Source organism: Arcobacter peruensis, assembly GCF_003711085.1.
GTDB lineage: Bacteria > Campylobacterota > Campylobacteria > Campylobacterales > Arcobacteraceae > Poseidonibacter > Poseidonibacter parvus.
In genome coordinates, this window is sequence record NZ_CP032363.1 from 1045522 (window position 1) to 1066284 (window position 20763).

A 20763-nucleotide genomic window follows, 5' to 3' on the forward strand; every position below is an offset into this window, starting at 1 on the left:
AATATTTATAGACCAACCGCACTAAGCGTTTCATATTTATTTGAATATTGTTGTGCTTCAATTTTTCTCATAGTATCAATAGCAACTTGTACAACGATTAGTACAGCAACCCCTCCAAAGTAGAAAGGTACTCCCATAGCTTTAACAATAAGCCATGGAGCAGTTGAAATTAATCCTAAATAAATTGCACCCCAGAATGTTAATCTACTTGCAGTTTCATTTAAAAATTCAGCTGTACCTGCTCCTGGTCTAATACCAGGAATAAATCCACCTTGCTTTTTTAAATTCTCTGAAATATCTTTAGCATTAAAGGTAATCGATGCATAGAAGAATGCAAAGAAAACAACAAATAAAAACATAAATACATTAAACGTATATGATGCAGGACTTAAGTAATCAGCAACGATTAAAAGATACTCATTTTGAGAACCTTGTAAAATAGTAGCTGGGAACATTAAAATCGCCGAAGCAAAAATAGCTGGAATAACACCTGCAAGGTTAACCTTAATAGGAATATAATTCATAACTCTTTTATTTTGGTTTTGCATCATTACTTTTCTTGAATATGAAACTGGAACTCTTCTTTCACCTAACTCAACATAAATAATTGCACCAACTGTTGCTAAAATAATAACAACAATAGCAATAACTGTTAAGAAGTTCATTTGTCCATTATTAACTAAATCAATAGTACCACCAATTGCACTAGGAATTGCAGATACAATACCAGCGAAGATAATTAATGAAATACCATTTCCTATACCTTTTTGTGTGATTTGTTCACCAATCCACATAAGAAGCATAGTACCAGTTAACATCGAAATTGATGAAACAGCAACAAATGTATCCATATCTATAGAAATAGCACTTTGACCACTTTGACCTGTTAGTGAATTAAGACCCATTGAAACACCAATTGATTGAATTAATGTAATAACAATAGTTGCGTATCTAATGATTTGCATATATTTTTGCATACCATCTCGTTCTTTTTTCATTTTACCAAGTGCGGGGAAAGTAGCTGCAAGTAATTCCATAATAATTGAAGCTGTAATGTAAGGCATAATTCCAAGTGATATGATAGACAGTCTTTCAACTGCATTACCACTGAACATATTAACAAGACCTAATGCATTGTTTGCATTTGAATCGAAGAATTCTTTTACTACGTCTATATTAACCCCAGGTACTGGCACGTATGCCAATAACCTGTAAAGAAATATAAAACCTAATGTGATAAGAATCTTATTTATTAGATCTTTACTCATGGTTAGTTACCAGTAGTTGTAACGTTTTCGTCTTTAATCTTTGATGCTAAATCTTTAGCAGTTGATCCAACTAATTTAACTTTCACAACTGATTTAGATAATTTATATACAGACTTGATTGACTCAACTGTAATTTCTTCTAAAGCTGCAACTTGCTTGATTTTATCAACATTGATAGAATAAGGTTTTGCAACTCTTGAAAAGAATCCAATTTTTGGCATTCTTTTTTGGATAGGCATTTGCCCACCTTCAAAATGTCTCTTGATTTTATATCCAGATCTAGATTTTTGACCTTTTTGACCTCTAGTAGAAGTCTTACCCATTCCTGAACCTTGACCTCTACCAACTCTTTTAGTATTTTTAGTACTACCTGGTGCTGGTTGTAAATTATTTAATGCCATAAATCTATCCTTTAATTCTAGCTAATGCTTCAACAGTAGCTTGTACTAAGTTATTTGGATTATTTGAACCTAAAGATTTCGCAATAATATCTGTTACTCCTGAAAGCTCAAGAACTGGTCTAGCAGCTCCCCCAGCAATCAGTCCTGTACCTTCAGATGCAGGCTTAAGTAAGATTTTACTTGCATTATATTTATGTTCAATATCATGAGCAATTGTAGTACCATGAATATTAACTTTGATTAAAGATTTAAAAGCGTCATCTAATGCTTTTTTAATAGCATCAGGAACCTCTTTAGCTTTACCAGTTCCAAAACCAATAGTACCTTTTTTGTCACCTACAACAACTAAAGCAGTAAATCTAAATCTTCTACCACCTTTTACAACTTTTGTAACTCTACCAATTTTAACGATTGCTTCTTCAAAGTCTTCTCTATTAATTGCCATCATTAACCCTTATAATTTGATACCGTTATCTCTAAGTGCGTCAGCGAATGCTGCAACAACACCATGATAAAGGTAACCATTTCTGTCAAATACTACTGTATCAATTCCTGCAGTTTTTAAAGTTCCAGCAAATTCTGCTGCTACTTTTCCTGCATTTTCTTTATTCACGTTTAAATTCATTGTTTGAGAACTAACTGCTGCTAAAGTTTTACCTTCAACATCATTAATTGCTTGCGCACTAATGTACTTATTAGATTTAAAGAAAGAAACTCTTGGTAACTCTGCTGTTCCAAAAATATTTCCTCTAACTCTTTTTTTTCTTTTAATTCTTAATGAATTCTTTTTTGCTAAATCTTTTGCTCTACTCATAGTGTCATACCTTACTTAGCTGTTTTTCCGGCTTTTCTAACGATATGCTCGTCAGTATACTTCACACCTTTACCTTTGTACGGTTCTGGTTTTCTGTAGCCTCTAATAATTGCAGCAGCTTGACCAACTTGTTGTTTGTCAGCACCTTTTACGTGAATTAAGTTTTTCTCAACAGTAATTTCTAAACCTTCTTCGATTTCGAAATTAATTGGGTGTGAATAACCTAATTGTAGTTCTAAAACTTTACCTTTAACAGCAGCTCTATAACCAACACCATTGATTTCTAAAGATTTTTGAAAACCTGTAGCTAATCCATCAATTGCATTGCTTAATAAAGCTCTATAAGTTCCCCAGAAAGCTGAAGATTCTTTTGTTTCTCCAACTCTAGAAAGTACTACGTTACCTTCAGCAACTTCAATTCCAACTCTACCATGAGTTTCAACTGAAGAAACTTTGTTCCCTTTTTTTACATCAATAACAGTACCATTAACTGATACTTCAATTCCAGCTGGAATTGCGATAGGTTTTTTACCAATTCTAGACATTATTACTCCCTACCATACAGTACAAAGAACTTCGCCACCAACTTTAGCTGCAAATGCTTCATCGTTAGCAATTACACCTTTGTTAGTAGAAACGATGATTGTACCGTATCCATTTTTAAAGCTTTTAATTTCTGAAGCGTTTTTGTAAACTCTTCTTCCAGGCTTAGAAACTCTAGTAATTTCATTAATTACTGATTTTTCATTGTCATCATACTTCAATTCAACTTGAATTGTCTTTTTGTTGTTTTTACCGTCAATAACTTTGAATCCAGTAATATACTCTTTTTGTAATAAAACGTTTAAAACGCCAACTACAGTGTTTGAGTGTAATAATGTTGCAACATCTAATTTTCTTAGAGCTGCATTTCTAATTCTTGTTAAAGCATCTGCGATTATATCATTCATCATAGCTTAAATTCTCCTACCAACTAGCTTTTCTAACACCAGGTAATAAACCTTCGTTAGCCATTTTTCTTAAACAAACTCTACATAAACCAAAATCTCTGTAAACAGAGTGAGGTCTACCACAAACAGAACATCTTGTATATGCTCTTGAAGAGAACTTAGGAGTTCTCTGTTGTTTTGCAATCATAGATTTCTTTGCCATTACGCTCTTCCTTTAGTAAATGGAATTCCTACTAACTCTAATAATCTGAAAGCTTCAGCATCATTAGTTGCAGTTGTAGAAACTGAAATATTCATACCGTGAGTTGTGATGATGTTATCATATACAACTTCTGGGAACATTAATTGTTCGTCTAAACCAAAGTTAAAGTTTCCTCTACCGTCAAAACCATTTCTGTTAAGTCCTCTAAAATCCTTAACTCTTGGTAATGCGATTGAACAAAGTTTATCTAAGAATGTGTACATTTGTTCACCTCTTAAAGTAACTTTTACTCCTACAGGGTAACCTTCTCTTACTTTAAATCCAGCAACAGATTTTTTTGCAATAACTTTAACAGCTTGTTGACCAGCTATTAAAGAGATAGTATCTTGAATGTTTTGCATTAATTTACTATCTTTCATTGCTTCACCAGCACCAACAGAGATAACTACTTTGTCTAACTTAGGAGTTAACATTTTGTTCTTTGGGAACTCTGTTTCTAAAACTGGTTTAATTTCTGCTTTATATCTTTCTAATAATCTTGCTGCCATCTTACTCACCTTCTACTTTAGTTACATTAGAGATATCCATTGGCATCTCTTTATTAACAAAACCACCATCTGGGTTTTTTTCTTGATCAGGTTTAACAGTTTTCTTAGCTACTTTGCAATCTTTAACGATTACTTGTCTCTTAGAAGGTAATACTTGAATAACTTCTCCAGTTTTACCTTTATCATCTCCAGCGATAATTTTTACAGTATCACCTTTTTTGATTTTTAATTTAATTGCCATATTATAATACCTCCGGTGCAAGTGAAACGATTTTCATGAAACCTGAATATCTAACTTCTCTAGCAACTGGTCCGAAAATTCTTGTTCCAATAGGATCTTTTTTAGCATCTAAGATAACTGCTGCGTTATCATCAAATCTAATTAAAGAACCATTTTCTCTTTGAACTTCTTTATGTGTTCTAACAACTACTGCTTTAACAACTTGACCTTTTTTAACTTTACCAGTTGGTAAAGCTTTCTTAACTGAAGCAACGATAACGTCACCAACAGTTGCGTATCTTCTCTTAGATCCACCAAGAACTTTAATACACATGATCTGTTTTGCACCTGTATTATCAGCTACATTTAATCTAGTAAAACTTTGAATCATTAGTTAGCTCCTGTAGATACAATCGTCTTTAATCTAAAAGATTTAGTTTTAGATAAAGGTCTACACTCAACAGCTACAACTTTATCTCCAAGTTTTAATTCATTTCTTTCGTCATGAACTAAATATTTTTTAAATCTTTTTACCATTTTGTGGTATCTTGGGTGAATAACTTGTCTAGTAACTAAAACAGAAGCTGTTTTGTCTCCAGAAATTTTTACCACTACACCTTGAATCTCTCTTTTATGTGTCATCTATAGATCCTTAGTTAGCTTTTGCTGCAGTAATTGCTGTTTGAATCTTAGCGATATCTTTTTTAGCCACTCTTAATTCAGAAGTGTTTGTTAACTGCATAGTTTTTAGCTTAGCTTTTAATTCAAAAAGAAGCACCTTTTTTTCTTTTAATAATTCCGTAAGCTCTTGTAAGCTTTTGTCTTTTAAATCAGTATAGTTCATTTTCGCTATCTTTTGTTACAATTTTTGTTTTAAATGGTAATTTGTGCATTGCTAAAGTTAAAGCTTCTCTTGCTAACTCATCACTAACACCAGCCATTTCAAAACAAATTCTACCTGGCTTGATATTCATTACCCATTTATCAACTGCACCTTTACCTTTACCCATTCTTGTTTCTAATGGTTTAGCAGTAAGAGGCTTGTCAGGGAATACCATAATCCAAACTTTAGCTTGTCTTTTAACTTTTCTTGTCATTGCAACTCTTGAAGCTTCGATTTGTCTAGAATCAATTCTTCCGTGCTCAACAGCTTTAAGACCGATATCACCGTATGCTAATGAAGTTCCTCTAGAAGCTTTACCTCTATTTCGACCCTTCATCATTTTTCTATATTTAGTTCTTTTAGGCATTAACATAATTATTTACCTCTTCTCTTTTGTGGTCTTCTTTTTGGTTTTTCTTCTTCAGTTTTTTCAGCTGGAATACCTTTAGCAAGTACTTCACCTTTGAAGATCCAAACTTTAATACCAATACAACCGTAAGTTGTATGAGCTTCAGCAAAACCGTAATCAATTCTAGCTCTTAATGTATGTAAAGGAACTCTACCTTCTAAATACCACTCAGTTCTAGCCATTTCAGCTCCACCAAGTCTACCAGAAACAGAAACTTTAATACCTTTAGCTCCGCCTTTAAGTGCATTTTGCATAACTCTTTTCATAGCTCTTCTGAATGCAACTCTTCTTTCTAATTGTTGTGCAACATTTTCAGCTGAAAGTTGACCAGATAATTGTGGTTTTCTCTCTTCTTTAATATTAACAGCAATTTCTTTTCCAACTAATTTAGAAAGATTAGCTTTTAATTTCTCAACGTCTGCACCTTTTTTACCGATAACGATACCAGGTCTAGCAGCAACGATTGTTACTCTAATTTTTTTAGCAGTTCTTTCAACGATAGTAGATGCAACACCTGCATAGTATAATTCTTTTTTAATGAATTTTCTAATTTTATCGTCTTCAGAAACGTTTGCTGGCATTGTAGAAAATTTTGGAAACCATCTTGATTCCCAGTTTCTATTGATACCTAATCTTAAACCTATTGGATTAACTTTTTGACCCATTACTTGTCTCCTTTTTCAGCAGCAGCTACTTCAATCATAATATGTGCAGTTGGTTTATGCTTTGGAGAAGCACTTCCTCTTGCTCTTGGAGTAAATCTCTTAAGAACTGGACCGTTATCAACTCTTGCAGAAGTAATAACAGCATTTTCTGGTTCTAAACCTGCATTTGCTACAGCAGATGCAATTACTTTAGAAATAATTCCAGCAGCCTTGTTAGGAGTAAATTCTAATGATGCGATTGCATATTCAGCATTCATACCTTGAACTTCTCTAGCAATTAATCTTGCTTTTGTAGGAGAAAGTCTAATAAATTTTAATATTGCTCTTGCCATCAATTACGCCTTTCTTTGAACAGAACCTTTATGGCCCTTAAACGTTCTAGTAGGTGCAAATTCACCTAATTTATATCCAACATGGTTCTCTGTAACATTTACAGGAACGAAGTTTCTTCCATTGTGCACATTAAAAGTAAGTCCAATCATATCTGGTAAGATCATAGATCTTCTTGACCAAGTTTTGATTGGTTTTTTATCATTAGCTTCAACAGCTTTTTGAACTTTCTTTAATAAGTGTGCGTCTATAAATGGACCTTTTTTTATTGATCTTGACATCTTAAACCCTTACTTCTTTTTTCTTGAAATGATTAGTTTATCACTAGCTTTTTTCTTTCTAGTTTTATAACCTTTAGTTGGCATACCCCATGGAGTAACAGGATGTCTTCCAGAGTTAGTTTTACCTTCACCACCACCATGCGGGTGATCAATTGGGTTCATTGCAGAACCTCTTGTTTGTGGTCTCTTACCTAAATGTCTTTGTCTACCAGCTTTACCGATAACCATATTAGAGAAGTCTTCATTTCCAACAATACCAATTGTTGCAATACAAACAGAAAGAATTTTTCTCATTTCACCTGAAGGAAGTCTAAGAATAACATACTTATCTTCTCTACCCATGATTTGAGCATATCCACCAGCAGATCTAGCGATTTGTCCACCTTTACCTGGTTTCATTTCAATGTTATGAACCATAGTACCAACTGGAATATTGATTAATCTCATTGCGTTACCTGGTAAAATATCAAGTCCTGACTCAGCAGCTTGAATTTTAGCACCAACTTTTAAACCAGAAGGTTGTAAGATATATCTTTTATCACCATCAGCATAAGTTACTAAACAAATTCTACAGTTTCTGTATGGGTCGTACTCAATAGTTGAAACAGTACCCTCTACACCGAATTTATTTCTTTTGAAATCAATAATTCTATATAATTTCTTAGCACCTGCTTCTTTGTGTCTAGAAGTGATTCTACCGTTATTATTTCTACCAGCTGCAGCTTTTACTCTTACAAGTAAAGATCTAACTGTTGGTTTAGAAGTAATATCAGAAGTATCCATTACAGACATAAATCTTCTTGCAGGAGTTATTGGTCTAAATTTTTTAATTGCCATTCATATCTCCTTAAGCTGAAAGGTTCGCTATTTCAGCGCCCTCTGGTAATGTTACATAGAATTTTTTGAAATCTGGTCTAGCACCTAATTTCCCTTTAAATCTTTTAACTTTTCCATTTTGTCTTAAAGAATTAACTTTTGATGGAGTAACACCAAAATATTCTTTAAATACTTCTTTTAGTCCATTCTTAGTCATTCTTGGACTAGTTTGAACAACGATTACACCATTTTCTTGAAGCTCAATCGTTTTTTCTGTATATAATATTGCTTTAATATCTGTTATATCTGCCATCTTAAGCCTCTTTTGTTAATGATTCAAATACTGATTTTTCAATTAGTACTGAATGGTATGCTGCAATTAAATAAGCGTTAACTTCTTGCTTTTCAATCATGTAACAATTTTTAACATTTCTAAACGCTAAGTATGTTTTCTCATCAATTGTATCAACTACAACTAGAGTATCTCTTTGGTTTAATTTGTTTAAAATCGCTAGTGCGTCTTTAGTTTTACCAGATTCAACTGTAATTGAATCAGTTATAAATAAAGAACCATTTTCAGCTTGTGCATTTAAGGCAAAACTTAATGCTAAAGCTTTTTGTTTTTTATTTACTTTTTGTACATAGTTTCTCTTAGTAGGACCAAAAACTTGACCCCCACCAACGAATAAAGGAGATCTTTTAGAACCCCATCTAGCACCACCAGAACCTTTTTGAGCTTTAGGTTTTTTACCACCACCTCTAACTTCTGATCTATTTTTAACTCTAGCAGTATTTGCTCTTTGAGCTGCTAAGTATGATTTAGCATATAAATATAAGTTGTGAGAGTTAATCTCAGCAAACTTAGCTGGTAATGCTACATCACCATTAGCTTCAAATTTGTCATTTAATACTATTGCATTACTCATTTAGCAACCTTTACTTTTCCTAATCTACCGTTTGCACCAGATACTGAACCTTTTACTACTAAAATTCCAGTTTCTGCATCAAATGATACTACATCATTTTTAACGCTAACAGTTGTATTTCCGTATTGTCCTGGCATTTTCTTACCTGGTTGAACTCTACCTGGCCATTCAGCATTACCAATTGAACCAGTTCTTTTACCCATTCTATGACCGTGAGATGCTCTACCACCTGCAAAGTTCCATCTTTTAACTACACCAGAGAAACCTCTACCTTTAGTGTTAAAAGTTGTTTTTAATACTTTTGCTTCTGATAAACCACTTACATCTAAATCACCAGCTTCAGTGTTTGCTACTTCTAAAGTTGCAAATCTGTTAAACTCTTTAGATAAGTCGAATTTCTTTTGTTGCCCTTCAATTGTTTTATTCATCTTTTTACCAGATGCATAAGAAACAAATGCTACACCGTCAGTCACTTCACATACCTTAGTATCAAGAACTCTTAAAAGTGTAACAGGAACAGCAGGAACTGAAACAGTTCTACTCATACCAATTTTTTCTACGATAAATTCCATTTATTACCCTTTCTTATTCTTGACCCATAGATCTAACTTCAACATCAACTTCTGGAGCTAAGTCAAGTTTCATTAATGAATCTACTGTATCTGGAGTTGCAGCTATAATATCAATCATTCTTGAATGAACTCTGATTTCAAATTGCTCTCTAGAATCCTTATTAACGTGAGGACCTTTTAGAACTGTATATCTTCTAATCTTTGTTGGTAAAGGTATAGGACCTCTCAACTCAGCACCAGTTCTCTTAACAGCTTCAACTATTGAAGCAACACTTCTGTCTAAAACTCTGTGATCGTAAGCTTTTAACTTTAATCTAATTTTTTCCATTTTTTTCCTTTAAAGAACTCGTTAGATACACGATAAATCGCACTCTAACCCTTTTTATGGACGCGGATTATAACTTAAATGGGATTAAATGTCAAGTATAATGGGGTTTTGTATTGAAAAAGCACTAATTTGTTTCCTTTTAAAAAGGATAACTATTGTATTTTGAATATGTTTTTAAGTTAGTAATAAGTTTAAAACTTAAGTTCAACTATTTATTTTAGATCATTACCGCAATTATAACAATGCTTCAAATTCTTTATCGTTTCCTTATTACAATTAGGACATTTAACTTTTAATTCATTTTTACAACATGGACAAAAGCTCATATTTAAGTAGTCTACTTTATTAGAACATTTAAAACAAATACTTTTGTTATAACTTTCAGTATTTGAAATAGAATTTTCTTCTAGTTTTTTCTGATTTTCTCTAAATCTTTTTTGAATTTTTACTATTAAATATCCAAAAACAAATACAAAAAAAGCAATTGCAAAATAATACACTACAAAAGGTACTTCTATTTCATAAAAGAATTTTAATACTTTTTCAAGAAAGACTTTTGGTAGTAACATATAAATTAGAGTTAATACAGAAATAACTATTGGAATTAATATAACTACTACAATGTTTTTGAACATTACATATAATGTGTATTTTTCATTCTTTAAATACCTTTTCATTATATAAAATGACAATAAAAAAAGTGGTAATAAAAATATTAATGTAATTAACTCTTTTTTAAGTGCGTAAGATTTACTTTGAGTTTTATAATCATCTAATATTTGTTTTTTATTAATGTTAACAAAGGCATTTAATTCTTTTACACTTTTAGAATCAGTAAATTCCTTTCTGATATTTTGCTTTTCTTTTTTTAACTTTTCATTTTCTTCTAAGTACGAGTTGTATTTTTCTTTTATATTCTCAGATGAGATATCATCTTTTATAATTGATTTATCAGATTTTTGTGCCGACATTTTTTCAAATAATACTGTATTATAATTTTCTCTTAAATACGATAATTCATTATTTATCTTATTTTGCTTGTTATTTAGTATTCTTTCATTTTGTCTTAATACTTTAATATTATGCTCTTTTTTAACTGCATCTAATTTAGTATCAATAATAGTAGTACACCTCTCATCAATTTCTAAATTTTTAATACTTTGATATTTACTATTGTATGTTCCTGACATAAAAATATAATTATTGTAATCGTTTAGACTTTTAGAGTTTAGAATATTTCTACACTGTGAAGAAAAAGATGTATTTGGATTATTTAAAACTTTTATTTGAAAATCAATTCCTAATCCAATTGTTATAAAAACAAATATATTAAGAAGTATTATAAATAATATTGTTAGTTTTGATAGTTTTTCTTTTCCTGAATAAGTAAAGTTGTTCTTATAAAAGTTTTTAAGTGAGTTTTTCATAGATATAAATCCTAAATTAATAATTTAGAATTTTACTACATAATTGATTAAATAAAATATTTATTTGATTTAGATTTTAACTTTGTATAAATTTCGTCAAAATTTGCAGGATAAACTCTAGCTGTTGCAATTGAAGTAATAAAATTTGTATCGCCAAGCCATCTAGGAAGCATATGATAGTGAACATGCTGTTCAATTCCAGCTCCTGCTGCTTTTCCAAGATTCATACCAATATTTACACCTTCACAAGACATAACATCTTTTAAAAGCTTTACCCCTTGTCTTACTCTTACACTCATAGCGTTCCAAGTATTATCATCTAGTTCTTCAATTTTATCTGTGTGAAAGTGTGGAATAACCATCATATGACCTGGTGAGTATGGAAACTTATTCATAACAACATAACAAAATTCATCACTAAAAAGAACTTGAAGTTTTTCATCATCTATATTTTTAGATATATGACAAAAAATACATCCTTCAATTTTTTCTTCACTAACATATTCATATCGCCATGGTGCATATAAGTGTTCCATTTTATATCCTATATAAAGTTTGGTGCATCATTTGCAAAAAGTATTAGATCCCCTACTCGTGTTTGCTCAGCCAAGGTATTTTCCATTAAAGCTTTATCTTTTAAAATAAATATTTTTTGTGAATCTATGTGTGCACTTAATAATTGAGTATTTAAACTTCCTGTTAAAATTACATAATCAAATTTTTCGTTTATTTCTTTTGCAAGTAAGATATTTGCTTCATCTGTTGATTCAACTAAACCTGGCGTTATAATTACCTTTCTACCTTCATAAGTAGAACAGATATTTACAGCTTCAAGCATTCCTTCTAAATTTCCATTAAAAGAATCATCAACAATTACTTTTCCACCTGCTTTTATAAGTTGTAATCTATGTTCAACTTGAGGTAAAGATTTTAGTGCAAGTTTAATCTCATCAATACTCATACCTAATTCATGAGCAACTAATATTACTGCTGTTAAATTAATTGCATTAAAACTTCCAAGAATTGGTGCATGGAAATGTTCTAAATTACCATTTACTTCCACATCAAACCAAATGCCATCTAGTGAGCTTTTTGTAATATGTAAGTTATTTGGAAATTTTGTAATAGTTTCATAATCTTTAATAGGTACACTTTCGTGAACAAAACCTTTTTGCATTCGAGGAGATTTTAAAAGTTCCATTTTTGTATGAATAATATTATCTAAGGTCTTAAAATATTCAATGTGTTGCTCTCCAACACTACCAATCACACAAATTTGAGGTTCAAGAAACATTGATATTTCTTCAATGTCACCTTTTTCTCTAGCACCTGCTTCTGCAATGTATATTTGTGTATCAAGAGGAATATCTCTATTTACATCTAATACAATTCCACCAATTGTATTTACAGATCTTGGAGTTTTGTATGTTTTATATTTTTTCTTTAAAACATGATGTAAGTAGTTTTTAATTGATGTTTTTCCGTAAGATGCAGTAATTGCAATAATTTTTAAACCAGTAATACTATGAACTCTTTGTTTTCCTTTATGTTTAAAAGATATAAAGAATATTTTTTCTAATACTAGTGATACTACATAAGCAATTATTAAAGGAATAAATACAAAGGTATTATTACATTCAGGACTTGCTAAACATAAACCAGAAATTGCAAATGTTGCGAATAAAAGTATTGCTAGAAATCTTTTCACTCTAGATGTTAAAACAACAGGACGGTCAAGTTTCCTATTCCATATAATAAAACTTGTTAAATACAATACATAAAAATATATTGAATAGTAAATAGTTGGTATTAAATAAAAAAGTACAATAGGAGTAAAAAAGTAAGTTATATGCCATTGCCATTTATGATGTTTTAAAACAACTCGTTCTAGTTTGTAGTTGTACCATTGTAAGTTTGTGATTAGGTAATAACCTAAACACATAATTAATAAAATTTGTGTAAATAAATTAAAGTATTCCATTTTCTATTCTCTCGCTTATATCTTTTGCATTTTTTACAAAGAAGTAATGATCTCCATCATAAGATATAAAAGTTGATGAATCAATTAAAGATGCAATTTTTTTACCAGATTCTAAAGATGTAGCTGTATCTTTTTCTCCCCAAAAAATTAAGGCATTATTTTTATAATCTTTAAAGTTTTGTGAAAAATCTTCATTTACAACATTTTTAAATGTTGAATACATTCCTTCATTCATAGTATTAACATCTGAACTTCTGAACATTTTTGTAATATTTTTTAAACCAAGTGCATTAAAGAATTTTGCAATTGCAATTTTAGCTTTTACTTCAAAAGATTTTTCTTCTAAAATCCCTGCTGAACTTAAAAGAACTAGATTTTTAGGATTTAAAGAAGTAGCAACTTTTCCACCATAAGAGTGACCTGCAATTACATCTTTTGTAGAGTTTAAAAGTTTTAAAAGTTCATCTATAATTTTAGTGTAATCTTGAGTTTTTAGTTCGTATTCATTTGAGCTTTTCCCAAAACCTGGCATATCAATATAAATATGTCTAAAATCATTTAAATAAGGTGAGAATACATTTTTCATAATATCTTTATTTGAGCCCCAACCATGTAAAAAAACTATATCTTTTTTACAAGAAGGATTTACAATTTCATAAGAAATATCATAAGTTTTATTATCAATACTTACACTTTTTAATGCCAAAGTTATTTGCCTTTGCTTGCATGAATTTTATTTACATATTCATAAGTAACTGGAATATGTTTTTTTCTTGGTAATGAAGTTGCAACACTTTTAAATAAAGTATCAAAATTAGAGAATAAATAGTTTGCCATAGAACCTGGGATTGAATTTATTTCATTTAAATAAACTTCATTATCAACTATAAAGAAATCACATCTAATTATTGAACCTTCAAATAAATTATTGTAAATCTTTTCAAAAGCATCTTTTACTTTTGCATTTAATTCTTCACCTAAATCAACTTCTACAGCTTTTGAAGTTCTTGAAAAATCTAAATATTTTTTATCAAAATCTAAAAATTCTGTTTTTTGAGGCTCTTCTATAATTGAGAATTTAAATTCACCATTTACTTTAGTACCTGCTAAGTTGTATTCTTTAACACCTGAGATAAAAGGTTCAATAATTATTGCATTATCAAACTCATATGCAACATCTAAAGAATAATCTAATTCTTCTTGTGTTTTAACAATTGCTACACCAATTGAAGAACCAAGTCTAACTGGTTTTACAATTACAGGAAAAGTATCAACTGTAACACTATCACCTTTTGTGTAATATTTATAATCAATAGTTTTAACATCAACAGAAGAAGCATAACCTTTTGTTAAGAATTTATTTGAAGAAACTACACATGCTTCTGTTCTTGGTGCAATAAAAGGAATATTAAAAAATTCTAACACTGAAGATAAAATACCATCTTCACCATCTCCACCATGAGAAAGATTTAAAACAACATCAAAATCTATAGGTTTATCTTTTCCTAAAAGTCCTACTTTTTTAAAGAAACCATTCTTTGAAATAGTAACTTTATCACATTTTTTATATTCACCTGAGCTAAATAATTTTGATTTAATAGTGTTAGTTGGAATATGATAAAAGTCTCTATTTTCATCTAAAAATATATAAACTAATTCATCACTTAACACATCTTTCATTGCAATTGAACTTACAATTGAAATTTCATGTTCAAAACTAACCCCACCAAAAACTACTGCTATTTTCATTAAATTCCCTTGATTTCTATTTTTGTAATTTTTTTAATGCTTCTTTTACTAAATCGCTTGTATTTGTAGAAGTACAAGTTTTTAAAACTTTTGCTAAAACATCTTTTTTAAATCCTAATGATTCTAAAGCTAATGATGCTTCTAAAGAAGCAGAATTACTGCTACTATCATCTTCTGCATTTAAATCAATAACTATTCCTGAAAGTTCTACTAAAATACGACTAGCACCTTTAGGACCAATACCAGGTACTCTTTTTAGCATTGAAACATCGTTTTCATTTACTATTTGCGCAAAAGATGAAGGAGTAAATGTTGAACAAATTGCAAGTGCAACTTTTGGTCCAACACCATTTATTTTGATAACTGTATCAAAAAGCTTTTTTTCACTTGAGTCTAAAAAACCATATAAAGTTTGAGAATCTTCTCTAATTATGTGTGTAATATCTAATGTCACATCATCACTAATAATTTTTGAACTACAATTTAGTGAAACAAATATTTCATAAATTATCCCATTAACATTAACATTTAATAATGTTGGTTCTTTTTTAATTATTTTACCTATAAGGCCTACTATCATTAATTCTTCTCTTTGTACAACTAATCGTCTAATTTAATATTCTATAAATTAATATAATTATATAATATTTGTACTTAAACTAAAAGGTTAGTATCATGATTGATTTAATAACAAAAAAAATTAGTAATAAGATTATTTTTGCACTCTTTATTTTAATGACAATTTCAAGTATTGCAATTGTTATTTTAAGTACTTCAAAAGTATCAGAAGACTTGATTACTAATAAAAAAGAAAATCTTGCGATGCTAAATGCAGCAATGTTCCAAAGTTTAAAAAATGCAATGAACACTGGAGATCCTGCTCAAATTGCAAAAGCAGAAGATGATGCTAGAAAAATTGAGGGTGTAAAAAATCTCACAGTTGCAAAAAGCAAAGAATTAATGGAATTATATCCTTCTGAATCTATTTTCACTAAAGATATAGAAACTATAAAAGCATTTAAAAGTAAAAAATCTGCCCTTTTAGAAACAAACAATAATCAAGGTCATAATATTAGAATGATTAAGCCTATGATTGCAACACAAGAATGTCTAATGTGTCATGCAAATCAAAAAGAAGGTGATGTAATTGGTGTAATGGACTTAACATTTTCCCTTGACAAAGCAGATAGTGAAATCTCAGAATTAGTATTATATATTTCATTTATATCGGCTGTTTTAGGATTGTTAACAATTATACTAATATTACTTATTGTTAAAAAAGCTACAAATCCAATTGAAAAACTTAAAAAAGGTTTTGAAAACTTACTTGAATCAAATGATCCATCAATTTCATTAAATGTAGAATCAAAAGATGAAATAGGTGAAGTATCGCAGCTATTTAATTCTTATATGGATAAAGTAAGAGCCGGTCTTAAGAAAGATGAAATTGTAATTGAAGAAGCAAGTGATATTTTAGAGAAAGCTAGTAATGGTTTTTTTGTTTATCAAGTAGGAGAAACTGCATCAAACCCTCATGTTGAAGATTTAAAAAATAAATTAAATGAAATGATCAAAAACACAAAAGATACGCTAGATAAAATCAATGATACTCTTAGAAAATATTCTGAATCAAAATTTGATCATAAGATTGATGATGAAGGAATATATGGAGATTTAGGTTCTTTAACAGCTGGAATTAAACTAGTAGGAAATAATACATCAGAAATTTTAGCAATGATTATGAATACAGGTGATTCCTTGAATCAAAATACTGCTGTTTTATCAAGTGCCTCAAATAATTTATCACTTTCTTCAAATCAACAAGCAGCTTCTTTAGAGGAAACAGCTGCGGCATTAGAAGAAATCACAGCGATAATAAGTGCTAATACACAATCGACTGTTAAAATGTCAAAGTTAGCTCAGAATGTTACAGGTTCAGCAAAAACAGGTCAAGAACTTGCAAATAGAACAGCAGAATCTATGGATGAAATAAATGTACAAGTATCATCTATTAATGATGCAATTGAAGTTATTGATCAAATTGCATTCCAAACAAATATTTTATCTTTAAATGCAGCTGTTGAAGCAGCAACTGCAGGAGAAGCTGGAAAAGGTTTTGCTGTTGTTGCACAAGAAGTAAGAAATCTTGCAAGTAGAAGTGCAGAAGCTGCTAAAGAGATTAAAAATATCGTAGAAGCAGCAACATCAAAAGCTCAACATGGAAAAACAATTTCAGATAATATGATAGAAGGATACAGTGAATTAAATCAAAACATATCTAACACAATCACAATTATCGAAGAAGTTGCCAATGCATCTAAAGAGCAAGAAAGAGGTATTATACAAATTAATGATGCTGTTAATACATTAGATCAAGCAACACAAAAAAATGCACAAGTGGCAGATGAAATCTCTGATATGGCAAAAAATATTTCTGATATGTCAAATGCACTTGTTACAGCAGCTTCTAGAGCTTCATTTATAGAAGAAACTATGGATAAAGTTTGTGATGTGGATTTAGTTTATGATACGGCACAAATAAAAGTTGATATATTAAATACAAAAGATGAAGTTTATGCAAAATTAGGCACTTTTAACTCATGGAAAGTAAAAGAAAATACAAGTTTAGAGCAATGGTCAAATAATCATCTAAATTCAGGTAAAAAAATAGATATAGAAACTATGAATAAAATAACTGAACTAAACAAACAATTTCATAATGATTTACAATCACTAGTAGATGCAAATGCAAACAAAGAAAATAATGAAATTTTAAATCAAAAAGCAAAAGAAGTAGAGTTAAATTCTCTTAGAATATTTGGAAACTTAAATAATGTAAAAAGAATTGCTTGTAAAAAGTAATATTTTATCTAAAGAATAAAAGAAGTTAATCTTCTTTTATTGAGCTTGCATTTGTTTAATAAGTGCTTCTAATTCATCTTCATTCATAATCTCATCTGAAGAATCAATGTTTTTGGCACTTGGAGCTAAACCATATTTAGTTTTGTCTATATTATTGTGTTCACATACAAAATTTACAACTCTTTCTATTTTTTGTCTATGTAGATCTTGGTGTTGTAATAAACCTAAAGCATTTGAAACTTTTTTTTGAACTTTTTCTTTTTCATGTGATAAAAGAGAGAAACTATCAACAGTTTGATTTATCCATTCTAAGTCTTCATATATTAAAGCTGCATTATTTTCTGATTCTTTTATTACATCACATAATTCACTTATTAATTCTTCATATTTCATAAATGTCCTTTAAAACCATTAAGTTATCAATTTTAACCAATTTAAACTTAAGTAAAAGACACTTATTTAAAAGTTATTATTAAATTATTAGTGAATTATTTCAGCAATTAATTCAGTTGCATAACAACCTTTTGGTAATGTAAACTTTAATTCCATCCAGTTTTTATCCTCTTTATAGTTACTTTCAACATCAGAAGGAAAAACCCAAGCAAATCTTCTTGCTCCATCTTCACCTGTTGGTGCTTCGAATTCTTTTTCTATTTCATAAGCTAAATCTACTGAATTTTTAACTCTTTTCCCTGATAATAAGCCAGTTGGAACTCTATCTCTTTCAAAGAATTTATCAGATTCAGTTTCTAAATCTTCAATTGTAAAAATCTTTCCAAACGGATAATGAGATAATAAATCTCCTGTCATAATTTTTAATGGATGTTTTTGTTTTTTCATTCTTTTTACAACATCTAGAGGTAGGTTTAATTTTTGATAAATCTCTTTTGGTTCAAAAGCATCTACAAGTTTTGAGATTTCAATTCTTTTAGAAAGCCAAGAATTAAATAAATGAGATTGATAAGCATTTATATACATTTGCTTTAAGTTTCTTCTTTTTTCTTTTAAAGTTCCTTCAATAATTGCCTTGCCTTTTTTGTAATTATCACCATCAATTCCAAATCGCTGAAATCCAAAGTAATTTGGCATACCTAAAGTTACAATACTTCCTAAAGCACTTTCAATTTTTCTTGAATCAATTACATTTACTCTTTTGAGTCTAATAAAAAAACTATTACCTTTTAAGTGCCCTACTTTGATTTTATTATTATGGTAAGTCGTATCTAAAATCTTAATATTTGGATGATTAAATGTTTTTAATTTTTCTTCGTATTGCTTATGAATAGAAATACTTTGAACTGTCATTGCATTTTTATCTTTAAGTCCTGCATAACCAATATCTCTGCTTCTACAACCAACAAATTTTGCAATTATTTCTAAAGCATCCCAAGTTGCTAAATCTTTTTTCCTAATTTTTAAAACTAAATGCTCACCTTCACCTGAGAATTCATATAACGGTATTTCTGTAACAACAAAATCATCTTTGTTTTGTTTAAATAAAACATCAATGTTTGAATGGTTTAAGTATCTTTGTAATTGGCTCAATATATTTCCTTGTATATTTTAATTTTTTATATTATTTATTTTTAAAAGTGGTGGTTTTTATTTTTAGTTTCATATTTACCTTCAACTGCTTTAGCAAATATATTTAATTTCACTTTATATTTTTTTGCTATTTTTTCAATTCTTTTTAAATCTTTTTTTGAGAAAGAAAAAAGCATTTCATACTCTTCTCCTGATGTTCCAATATCTTCATGTATTTTCTTAAAAAACTCAAAACCTACTTTTGAAGCTTTTGATAATCTTTCAAGTTCAAAAAATAAACCATCAGAGATATCTAAAGATGCATTTACATATTTTGATATTTCATAGAAAAACTCAGGGTTTAATTTTGGTTTTATAAATTTTGATTTTTTTGAAACTTTTTTGTTTGAAAAAAGTTTTTCTAAATCTTTTTTACAAGATCCTAACTCACCTGTATAACAAAGTAAGTCCTCTTTTTTAACACCAGATCTATAGATTGGTTTTTTAGTTTTTGAAACAATTGTCACAGAAATATCAAGTTTCTCATTTGATATTGTATCGCCACCAATAATTTGTATTCCAAACTCTTTAGCAGCTTTTTTAAAACCTTTTGCTAAATCTTTTAAATCTTGTTTTTTATAAGTACTTGGAATTGCTACACTTAAAAGTGCATACTTTGGTTTTGCATTCATAGCAATTGCATCTGAGATATTCACTATCATAGACTTATAAGCAATTTGTTTTAAACTCATCCACTCTTTTTTGAAATGAACATTTTGGAAAAATGCATCCATTGAGTAAACAGTATTTTTAATAACTGCCCCATCATCACCAATAATTTTATTACTTGAAAATTGTTTTATAAAATAGTCTTCTTTATTCATTCGTGATTATACCAAATATGAGCAAAATATACACGTATAATCATATTTTGGATAATTATTCATATAGGATAAAAAATATCCTATTTATTTTAATAAAATTATTGTATAATAAATCTAATTTAAAAAATACAGGAGATAATATGCCAAAAATTAACAAATACGTTGATATTGATACAGTAGAAAGAGAAGCAAAAAAAGATTTAATTGATAGACACAGTCCATTTATTCACTGTGCTGAAACTGCAGTTGCAGGTGAGCCTTTTGAAGTAACAGTTAAAATGGGTAACGAATATACTCATCCAGATGATTTTGATCACTATATTGAATCAGTTACATTATTTAATGGTGAAACTAAATTAGCAGTAGCTACTTACGTTCCAGGAACTTTAGGAAATGTTAAAGCACATAATACTACTACTTTCACAATTATTCCAACTGGAAAAAAATTAAACTTAGTAGCTCACGGTTACTGTACTAAACATGGTATCTGGGAATCAACTCCAGTTACTGTTACTGTTTCGTAATTTTAATTAATATAAATTAAAAAGGTAGGAGTTTTTAGCTTCTACCTTTTTTTATCTTTTATAAATAGCTTATTTATTATTCACTTTATTTATTGTTTCATTTGTAGTCTTGATTGTTTCATATTTTGTAGCTAAAATTGAAAACATATAAGCCATTGCAATAACAACAATTCCTATGATAAAAAAATTTCTCATTATA

33 protein-coding genes are annotated in these 20763 nt (G+C 29.4%); 2 read left to right on the forward strand and 31 right to left on the reverse strand.

Annotated features, from left to right (window positions below; genetic code table 11):
* Positions 1–5: 5 nt before the first annotated feature.
* The 27 genes from secY to ruvA form a co-directional block, all read right to left on the reverse strand.
* Positions 6–1268 (reverse strand): preprotein translocase subunit SecY, encoded by a 1263-nt coding sequence (secY, locus tag D3Z07_RS05360; protein ID WP_076085000.1) that lies wholly within the window; start codon positions 1266–1268, stop codon positions 6–8.
* 2 nt (positions 1269–1270) lie between these two features.
* Positions 1271–1669, reverse strand: coding sequence for a 50S ribosomal protein L15 (gene rplO / locus D3Z07_RS05365; RefSeq protein ID WP_076084997.1), 399 nt, complete (start codon positions 1667–1669; stop codon positions 1271–1273).
* A 4-nt stretch (positions 1670–1673) separates the two neighbouring features.
* On the reverse strand, positions 1674–2114 hold the full coding sequence (gene rpsE / locus D3Z07_RS05370) for a 30S ribosomal protein S5 (protein WP_076084995.1): 441 nt from the start codon (positions 2112–2114) through the stop codon (positions 1674–1676).
* A 9-nt stretch (positions 2115–2123) separates the two neighbouring features.
* Entirely contained in the window at positions 2124–2483 is a 360-nt protein-coding gene (gene rplR, locus D3Z07_RS05375) for a 50S ribosomal protein L18 (protein ID WP_076084992.1), read from the reverse strand.
* Positions 2484–2494: 11 nt separating this feature from the next.
* The gene (gene rplF, locus D3Z07_RS05380) at positions 2495–3028 is read right to left on the reverse strand and encodes a 50S ribosomal protein L6 (RefSeq protein WP_076084989.1); all 534 of its coding nucleotides are present in this window, start codon (positions 3026–3028) and stop codon (positions 2495–2497) included.
* Positions 3029–3037: 9 nt separating this feature from the next.
* A complete protein-coding gene (gene rpsH / locus D3Z07_RS05385) occupies positions 3038–3436 on the reverse strand; it encodes a 30S ribosomal protein S8 (protein ID WP_076084986.1) in 399 nt (132 codons plus the stop codon).
* Positions 3437–3449: 13 nt separating this feature from the next.
* Positions 3450–3635 (reverse strand): type Z 30S ribosomal protein S14, encoded by a 186-nt coding sequence (locus D3Z07_RS05390; RefSeq protein WP_076084983.1) that lies wholly within the window; start codon positions 3633–3635, stop codon positions 3450–3452.
* Complete coding sequence (gene rplE / locus D3Z07_RS05395; RefSeq protein WP_076084980.1) at positions 3635–4183, reverse strand: 50S ribosomal protein L5; 549 nt, start codon at positions 4181–4183, stop codon at positions 3635–3637. Before rplE ends, D3Z07_RS05390 begins: the two co-directional genes overlap by 1 nt.
* Position 4184: 1 nt before the next feature.
* Complete coding sequence (gene rplX, locus D3Z07_RS05400) at positions 4185–4424, reverse strand: 50S ribosomal protein L24 (RefSeq protein ID WP_076084977.1); 240 nt, start codon at positions 4422–4424, stop codon at positions 4185–4187.
* A 1-nt stretch (position 4425) separates the two neighbouring features.
* Positions 4426–4794, reverse strand: coding sequence for a 50S ribosomal protein L14 (gene rplN / locus D3Z07_RS05405; RefSeq protein ID WP_076084974.1), 369 nt, complete (start codon positions 4792–4794; stop codon positions 4426–4428).
* Entirely contained in the window at positions 4794–5045 is a 252-nt protein-coding gene (gene rpsQ, locus D3Z07_RS05410) for a 30S ribosomal protein S17 (RefSeq protein WP_076084971.1), read from the reverse strand. Before rpsQ ends, rplN begins: the two co-directional genes overlap by 1 nt.
* A 10-nt stretch (positions 5046–5055) precedes the next feature.
* Positions 5056–5247 carry a 50S ribosomal protein L29 gene (gene rpmC / locus D3Z07_RS05415; protein ID WP_076084968.1) on the reverse strand — a complete coding sequence of 64 codons (192 nt, stop codon included), beginning with the start codon at positions 5245–5247 and terminating at the stop codon, positions 5056–5058.
* Positions 5234–5659 (reverse strand): 50S ribosomal protein L16, encoded by a 426-nt coding sequence (gene rplP / locus D3Z07_RS05420; protein ID WP_076084964.1) that lies wholly within the window; start codon positions 5657–5659, stop codon positions 5234–5236. Before rplP ends, rpmC begins: the two co-directional genes overlap by 14 nt.
* Positions 5660–5661: 2 nt before the next feature.
* Entirely contained in the window at positions 5662–6360 is a 699-nt protein-coding gene (rpsC, locus tag D3Z07_RS05425) for a 30S ribosomal protein S3 (protein WP_076084961.1), read from the reverse strand.
* Positions 6360–6692, reverse strand: a complete 333-nt coding sequence (gene rplV, locus D3Z07_RS05430; protein ID WP_076084958.1) for a 50S ribosomal protein L22 — start codon at positions 6690–6692, stop codon at positions 6360–6362. The genes rpsC and rplV overlap by 1 nt, the downstream gene beginning before the upstream one ends.
* 3 nt (positions 6693–6695) lie before the next feature.
* A complete protein-coding gene (gene rpsS, locus D3Z07_RS05435; protein WP_076084955.1) occupies positions 6696–6971 on the reverse strand; it encodes a 30S ribosomal protein S19 in 276 nt (91 codons plus the stop codon).
* Between the two features lie 9 nt (positions 6972–6980).
* Positions 6981–7808: a 50S ribosomal protein L2 gene (gene rplB, locus D3Z07_RS05440; protein WP_076084952.1), complete on the reverse strand. Its 828-nt coding sequence runs from the start codon at positions 7806–7808 to the stop codon at positions 6981–6983.
* A gap of 10 nt (positions 7809–7818) precedes the next feature.
* Positions 7819–8100: a 50S ribosomal protein L23 gene (locus tag D3Z07_RS05445; protein WP_076084950.1), complete on the reverse strand. Its 282-nt coding sequence runs from the start codon at positions 8098–8100 to the stop codon at positions 7819–7821.
* 1 nt (position 8101) lies between these two features.
* Positions 8102–8713, reverse strand: a complete 612-nt coding sequence (gene rplD, locus D3Z07_RS05450; RefSeq protein ID WP_076084947.1) for a 50S ribosomal protein L4 — start codon at positions 8711–8713, stop codon at positions 8102–8104.
* A complete protein-coding gene (gene rplC, locus D3Z07_RS05455; RefSeq protein ID WP_076084944.1) occupies positions 8710–9285 on the reverse strand; it encodes a 50S ribosomal protein L3 in 576 nt (191 codons plus the stop codon). Before rplC ends, rplD begins: the two co-directional genes overlap by 4 nt.
* Before the next feature lie 13 nt (positions 9286–9298).
* Positions 9299–9613, reverse strand: coding sequence for a 30S ribosomal protein S10 (rpsJ, locus tag D3Z07_RS05460; protein WP_071627220.1), 315 nt, complete (start codon positions 9611–9613; stop codon positions 9299–9301).
* A gap of 212 nt (positions 9614–9825) precedes the next feature.
* Positions 9826–11040, reverse strand: coding sequence for a zinc ribbon domain-containing protein (locus D3Z07_RS05465; RefSeq protein WP_076084941.1), 1215 nt, complete (start codon positions 11038–11040; stop codon positions 9826–9828).
* A 47-nt stretch (positions 11041–11087) separates the two neighbouring features.
* Positions 11088–11576 (reverse strand): HIT family protein, encoded by a 489-nt coding sequence (locus D3Z07_RS05470; RefSeq protein WP_076084938.1) that lies wholly within the window; start codon positions 11574–11576, stop codon positions 11088–11090.
* A gap of 8 nt (positions 11577–11584) precedes the next feature.
* On the reverse strand, positions 11585–13021 hold the full coding sequence (locus D3Z07_RS05475; RefSeq protein ID WP_076084935.1) for a Mur ligase family protein: 1437 nt from the start codon (positions 13019–13021) through the stop codon (positions 11585–11587).
* Complete coding sequence (locus D3Z07_RS05480; protein ID WP_122893256.1) at positions 13008–13727, reverse strand: alpha/beta fold hydrolase; 720 nt, start codon at positions 13725–13727, stop codon at positions 13008–13010. The genes D3Z07_RS05475 and D3Z07_RS05480 overlap by 14 nt, the downstream gene beginning before the upstream one ends.
* Before the next feature lie 2 nt (positions 13728–13729).
* Positions 13730–14770 (reverse strand): D-alanine--D-alanine ligase, encoded by a 1041-nt coding sequence (locus D3Z07_RS05485; RefSeq protein ID WP_122893257.1) that lies wholly within the window; start codon positions 14768–14770, stop codon positions 13730–13732.
* A 16-nt stretch (positions 14771–14786) separates the two neighbouring features.
* On the reverse strand, positions 14787–15350 hold the full coding sequence (gene ruvA, locus D3Z07_RS05490) for a Holliday junction branch migration protein RuvA (protein ID WP_076084926.1): 564 nt from the start codon (positions 15348–15350) through the stop codon (positions 14787–14789).
* A gap of 95 nt (positions 15351–15445) precedes the next feature.
* Between ruvA and D3Z07_RS05495 the strand changes: the two genes are divergently transcribed.
* On the forward strand, positions 15446–17632 hold the full coding sequence (locus tag D3Z07_RS05495) for a methyl-accepting chemotaxis protein (RefSeq protein ID WP_076084923.1): 2187 nt from the start codon (positions 15446–15448) through the stop codon (positions 17630–17632).
* A 36-nt stretch (positions 17633–17668) separates the two neighbouring features.
* Here the strand turns inward: D3Z07_RS05495 and D3Z07_RS05500 are convergent, their stop codons facing one another.
* The 3 genes from D3Z07_RS05500 to D3Z07_RS05510 all read right to left on the reverse strand — a co-directional run bounded on the left by D3Z07_RS05500 (position 17669) and on the right by D3Z07_RS05510 (position 20040).
* A complete protein-coding gene (locus D3Z07_RS05500; protein ID WP_122893258.1) occupies positions 17669–18025 on the reverse strand; it encodes a hypothetical protein in 357 nt (118 codons plus the stop codon).
* An 87-nt stretch (positions 18026–18112) separates the two neighbouring features.
* Positions 18113–19177: a tRNA pseudouridine(13) synthase TruD gene (gene truD / locus D3Z07_RS05505; RefSeq protein ID WP_122893259.1), complete on the reverse strand. Its 1065-nt coding sequence runs from the start codon at positions 19175–19177 to the stop codon at positions 18113–18115.
* 41 nt (positions 19178–19218) lie between these two features.
* Positions 19219–20040: a thiamine-phosphate kinase gene (locus tag D3Z07_RS05510; protein ID WP_122893260.1), complete on the reverse strand. Its 822-nt coding sequence runs from the start codon at positions 20038–20040 to the stop codon at positions 19219–19221.
* 140 nt (positions 20041–20180) lie between these two features.
* On the opposite strand from D3Z07_RS05510, the gene D3Z07_RS05515 reads away from it, so the two are divergent.
* Positions 20181–20564: a class II SORL domain-containing protein gene (locus D3Z07_RS05515; RefSeq protein WP_076089212.1), complete on the forward strand. Its 384-nt coding sequence runs from the start codon at positions 20181–20183 to the stop codon at positions 20562–20564.
* A 69-nt stretch (positions 20565–20633) separates the two neighbouring features.
* Here the strand turns inward: D3Z07_RS05515 and D3Z07_RS14315 are convergent, their stop codons facing one another.
* Positions 20634–20759 carry a hypothetical protein gene (locus D3Z07_RS14315; RefSeq protein WP_265936467.1) on the reverse strand — a complete coding sequence of 42 codons (126 nt, stop codon included), beginning with the start codon at positions 20757–20759 and terminating at the stop codon, positions 20634–20636.
* Between the last annotated feature and the right edge of the window lie 4 nt (positions 20760–20763).